This window comes from Actinospica durhamensis (assembly GCF_018139695.1).
Taxonomy (GTDB): domain Bacteria; phylum Actinomycetota; class Actinomycetes; order Streptomycetales; family Catenulisporaceae; genus Actinospica; species Actinospica durhamensis.
The window spans coordinates 1-5698 of record NZ_JAGSOG010000405.1; the positions used below are offsets into that span (position 1 = coordinate 1).

At 72.7% G+C, this 5698-nt stretch carries 2 protein-coding genes; both read right to left on the reverse strand.

Translation table 11 applies throughout. The features are described 5' to 3' along the window. Positions 1 to 2206: SpoIIE family protein phosphatase (locus KDL01_RS38665; RefSeq protein WP_212533691.1), on the reverse strand; the 2206-nt coding region annotated here is incomplete at its 3' end. After that, on the reverse strand, positions 2203 to 5550 hold the full coding sequence (locus KDL01_RS38670; RefSeq protein WP_212533692.1) for a putative bifunctional diguanylate cyclase/phosphodiesterase: 3348 nt from the start codon (positions 5548 to 5550) through the stop codon (positions 2203 to 2205). The genes KDL01_RS38665 and KDL01_RS38670, both read right to left, overlap by 4 nt. Between the last annotated feature and the right edge of the window lie 148 nt (positions 5551 to 5698).

Genomic DNA, 5698 nt, shown 5'->3' on the forward strand with positions numbered 1-5698 from the left:
CGGCGGCGGAGCCGTCGACGAGGCTCAGGACGGGGGACGGGTGGCCTGCCCTCGCGATTCTGGCGGTACCGGCGGCGGTGTCGAGTTCGGCGAAGCAGCAGGTGGCGATGAGGTCGGGGTCGAGGCCTGCGACCAGCCTATTGACTCTGCCGAGAATGGCGGCGGGGCCGTAGCCCTCGTGCGCGAAGGCGCGGATCGCGGTGCGGACCATGCTCATGCCGCCCACGGCCCGGGCGTTGTGGCCTTCCACGTCGCCGACGAGCAGGCCGATTCTGCCGCGCATCATCGGGATGACGTCGTACCAGTCGCCGCCGACGGCGAGGCCGAGGCCTGGGGAGCGGTACTCGCTGGCGAGTTCGAGGCCCGGGGTCTCGTCCAGCGGGACGTCGAACACGGCGTCGCGCAGGCGGGAGGCGAGGGAGAGCTCGGCATCGTAACGGTGGGCCCGGTAGAGGGCCTGGGCCAGCTGCTCGCAGCGCTTGGCGACGAAGTTGTTGTAGCCGGTGCCGAGGGTGCGCGGGTAGTCGAAGCGCAGGCAGGCCAGGCCGAGGCAGGTGTGCTCGTGCATCAGGGGGATGACGAGCAGCGCGCCGGTGCGGGTCTCGTCGCAGATCTCTGTCAGGTACGGGTAGCGCCGCTTGATCTCGTCGCCGGCCTCGTAGATCTGCAGCGCGCCCTCGTTGACGGCGTCGGACATCGGGTTCGCCACGTCCAGGTCGAGCACGCGCAGGCTGGCCAGCCCGGCCGGGGTGTATCCGACGGCTGCGATCAAGCGCAGTCTGCCGTCGGCGACCACATGCATGGCCACGCCGTCGGCGCCGCACAGCGAGGGCATCTGCTGTTCGAACACCGCGATCACGTCGTCCACGCCGAGGGTGCCGCCGAGGGCCGTGGCGAAGGTGGCGGTGCGTTCGCGGCGTGAGTCGCGTTCACGGTCTCGCTCGAGCCGCACCCGGAACTCGTGCACGTCGCGGAAGTGCACGGCGAGCCGGCCGGCGTCCAGGGCGACGCGCAGCTCGTACCAGTGCCCGACGTGCGGGATCAGCACCTCGAAGGAGACCGGTTCGCCGGTCTCCACCGCCTGCTCGAAGCCGGGGCGCCACTCGGCCGGGTCGAGCGGCGCGAGCAGGTCCTCGAAGGAGCGGCCGACGAGTTCGGCGCGGCCGAGTCCGGCGAGCTTGGCCGCCGCCTCGTTGCCGTAGACGACCCGCCAGCGCCGGTCGAGGATGGCGAAGCCGTCGGACATGGCGTCGATCTGGGTGGAGGCGACCTGGGTCCAGCTCGGCGCGCCGGTGGTGTCGGTGACGATGCCGAGCATCACCGGTTCGCCGCGCTCGTCCCGGATCACCCGGCCGCGGGCCTCGAGCCAGCGCAGGGATCCGCCGAAGGTCAGGGCCCGGTATTCGAGGGCGAAGGTGCCGTCCTCGGCCAGGGCGGTGGCCATGGTCCGGCGCACGAGCGGGTAGTCGTCGCGGTGGATGCGGTAGAGCAGGGGCAGCGGACTGCCGGTGTAGCCGCGGTTCTCGGCCGGGTCGACCGCGCCCATGGCGATGGCGTCGAGGTGCAGCACGCTCTCGCGCAGCCGCCACCAGAAGGTGCCGCAGGAGATCGCGGCGCGGATCTCGGGCGGGCTCGGGGCGTCGTCGGCGCCGAGGAAGAAGCCGGGGACGGTCTCGCTCTGGCCGATGCCGTAGATGCGCTCGGCGATCCGGTCGTTGAGCCGGGGCAGGCCGGTCTCGATCTCGTCCGCGATGGAGCGGAAGGTGCCGGCGAGCCGGCGCCAGAGCACGCCGACGTGGCCGATCTCGGCGACGCCGGCGCAGCCGTCGCTGAACAGCACGCCGACGACCCGGTCCTGAGAGGTGATCAGCGGGAAGCACATCACCCGGCCAAGGCCCGAGTGGGTGCCGCTGAATCCGGCGTAGTGGCTGATCACGTTCTCGACCGAGTCGAAGCCGCCGTCGGTGGGCATGCCGGTGCGCACGGCCTCGGTCAGCGGGAGGCTCTCGTCGATGAAGACCCGGGACCACAGGTCGCCCAGCGGGGGTGCGGGCACGGCCTCCTCGACGAGGTACAGCACGCCCCCGGGCTCGTCGTAGACGAAGACGGAGGTGTGCTTGGCCCGCAGCACGGTGTGCACGTGTGTCATGTCCTCGCGGGCCGGGCCGAGGCCGGGAAGCAGGGACGTGGGAACTGAGAGTGTCATCGGTCCGTCTCCTTGGCGCCGCGCCACACGTCGCGGCCGTTGACGGGGGGCAGCCGGTCGGGGCCGTCGGACGAGAAGTCGGGGCCGCCGCCGAGCGGGCGGCCGGAGCGGTCCGGGCCGTCGGCGGACTCCTCGGCGGGAGCGGGAGCGGCGAGGCCGCCCGGGGCCGCGCCGGCTCGGGTGGCCGCGGCGGCGCCGACGAACCCGGCGCCGGAGACGATCCCGCCCCCGTCCTCGGGCAGGCGCGGGTCGCGGTACGCCTCGAGCAGGGCGGTGACCTGGCCGGACGGCAGCGGCGGGGAGAACAGGAAGCCCTGTCCGAAGTCGCAGTCGCAGCCGCCGAGCCGGTCCCACTGGGCGTCGGTCTCGACGCCTTCGGCCACCACGCTCAGGCCGAGGCCGTCGGCGATCCGGATGATGCCCTCGACCAGCGCGGCCTGCTCGGGCGAGGTGGCGATGTCGGCGATGAACGACTTGTCGATCTTGAGGATGTCGATGGGCAGCTCGCGCAGGTAGCTGAGCGAGGAGTAGCCGGTGCCGAAGTCGTCGATGGCGATGCGCACGCCGAGCTCCTTGAGTTCGTTCATGGTGCGTCTGGCCTGCTCGTCGTGGTGGCGCATCAGATCCGACTCGGTGAGTTCGAGCACCAGCAGCGTCGGGCTCAGGCCGCTGGCCCGCAGCAGCGCGGTGACCTCGGCGGAGAAGCGCGGGTCGCGCAGCTGGCGCAGCGAGACGTTCACCGCGACGTAGAGCGGCGGGACCTTGAGCGAGCCGGGGCCGGCCTCGGCGTTCGCCTCGTCGCGGGCCTGGTTCCACACGGCGATGTGCTCCACCGACTGGCGCAGCAGCAGCCGGCCGAGCGGGAGGATCAGGCCGGTCTCCTCGGCCAGCGGGATGAACACGTCCGGGCCGACGAGGCCGCGCACCGGGTGCGGCCAGCGGGCCAGGGACTCGAAACCGCACACCCGCCCGTCGCCGATCTCGACGACCGGCTGGTAGTGCACGAGCACGTCCTGCTCGTCGATGGCGCGGGCGAGCTGGTCGCGCAGCGCGGTGCGCTCGATGGCCTGGTCGTGCAGGCCGGGCTCGTAGTGCCGCCAGCGCCGCTTGCCGTCGTCCTTGGCCGCGTAGAGCGCGAGGTCGGCGTTGCGCAGCAGGTCGTCGGCGCTCTCGCAGCCGAGGGTGCTGGCCACGCCGATGCTGGCGCCGCTGGTGACGGTGCCCTCGGTCAGCACGAACGGGATCTCGAAGGCCTCGGTGAGCCGGCGGGCGAGGCCGTCGGCGTCCTCGGCGCGGGCGACGTCGGGCACCAGCACGGCGAACTCGTCGCCGCCGAGGCGGGCGGCGAGGTCGGCCGGGCGCACGTTGGACCGCAGCCGTTCGGCGACCTCGGCGAGCAGTTCGTCCCCGACGCCGTGGCCCTTGGTGTCGTTGACGTCCTTGAAGTCGTCGAGGTCGATCAGCAGCAGGCAGGCGGCGCGGCCGGTGCGGTGGGCCTGCTCGACCGCGTGGGCGAGGCGGTCCTGCAGGCTGCGCCGGTTGGCCAGGCCGGTGAGCGGGTCGTGGTAGGCGTGGTGGCGCAGTTCGCCCTCGAGCCTGCGCTGTTCGGTCACGTCCCGGAGGGTGAGCACGACGCCGCCGACGGTGGGGTCGGCGCGCAGATCGTCGGAGCGGGCCTGGACCCAGAGCTTCTCGCCGCGGCCGGGCTCGAGCACCCACTCGGCCGGGCCGCGTTCGGTGCCGGCGAGCACGGCCCGGGCGCTGGAGGCGTTGCGGGCGCCGACCAGTTCGGCGACCTTGGTGCCGGTCAGTTCGCGCCCGTCGAACAGCTTGCGGGCGGAGGGGCTGGCGTAGCGCACGGCCTGGCCGTCGTCCACGATCATGAACACGTCGGCGGCGTTGTGCACGAGGGTGCGGAAGTAGGCCTCGTTGTCGCGGCGGCGGATCTCCAGGCCCATCTGCACCCGGTCGAGCGCGAGGGCGGCCTGGCCGGCCAGGATCTCCAGGGTCTCGCGCAGCTCGGCGAGCTGGTCGAGCCGGCCGATCACGACCACGGCGGCGGGGCGCTCGGTGCGCTTGATCCGCAGCGGATACACCAGCGTGTGGGCGCGTTCGGGCAGGTCGGTGGGGGCTCCGGCGGCGAGCACGGCGGGCAGCTGCTCGGCCGGGACGGGACGGACGATGGCCGCGGCGACCGGCTCGGGCAGGTCGGCGAGCAGGGCGACGCGGCCCTGCCCGGGGCCGAGCAGGGTGGCGCCGGCGCGTTCGAGGGCGAGTCCGACCTGGTCCACGCCCACGGCCGCGACCAGGTCGGTGTTGACGGCACGCACCACCCGGGCGCGGTTGATCGCACGGCGGTAGGAGCGCAGCACCAGGCCGAGCCGGATCAGCACGAGTACGCAGGCGAGCGAGGCGAACGCGGCGAGCACCCAGGCCTGCTTGACGCTGCCGTACAGGGACGCGCCGAGCAGCACGGCGGGGGCGGTGAGCGTGGCGACGGTCAGCAGGGCGAAGCCCAGCGGGGAGATCTCGGCGGGGCGGTGGCTGTGGATCGGGCGGCCGACCCGGGTCATGGACGGGTGCAGGGCGGCCAGGCCCCAGGCGCAGAAGAACACGATCCAGCCGAGGTCGGTGGCGGTGCCGGAGTGCCAGCCGGTGTAGGTCAGCCGCAGCTCGAAGAACAGGTCGGACATGAGCAGGCCGACGGTGCCCAGGCTGAGCAGCCAGGCGGCCGGTGGTCGCTCGTCCGAGCCGGTCATCAGGCGGGCGAGGACGGCCAGCAACAGCACGTCGCCGAGCGGATAGAGCACCGAGATCTCGCGGGAGATCGTGCTGCGATCCGTCTGGCTCACCGAGGGCCAGATCAGGAAGGTCCAGGCCAGCAGCCCGAACGCGGTGGTGACGGTGAACGCGTCGATCAGGGCGGCGCCGTCGCGCCCGTTGCGCTGGTGCCGGATGAACAGCCAGAACCCGAGGGCGGCGATCGGGTAGGCGATCAGCGCCACCTCGTCCGGGATGGTGGGGAAGGTCTCCGTCTCGGTGCCGCGTTCGGCGCTGCGGGCCAGGTCGACCGCGTCGGCGGCGACGTAGGTGACCAGGGCGACGGCCAGCAGCAGCCAGGGGGCGCGGTAGGCCGGGCGGTGCCGGCGGATTCCGTAGACCATGCCGATCGCGGCGGCCAGGCCCATGGCCGCCCAGGTTCCGCAGCGCCAGGTGGAAACGGTGAAGTACACCGCCGCGAGCGCCGCGAAGACGGCCAGGTACGCCCGAATGGCCCAGGTCAGAGCCCGGGCGGAGTCGGCCGGGTGGCCGGTACCGCGCTCCAGACCGGCGGACGGCATCATAGCGCGATATTACTATCTGAAACCGACTATCTACACCATGCAAGGTCGTAACGGGTCATAGTGGCTTTTTTCAGGATGGATCGGGAGTGATCGGGGGACGGTGGCGCAGGGGCGCCGGACGGGGCAACGCCGCAGGCCAGGGCAGTGC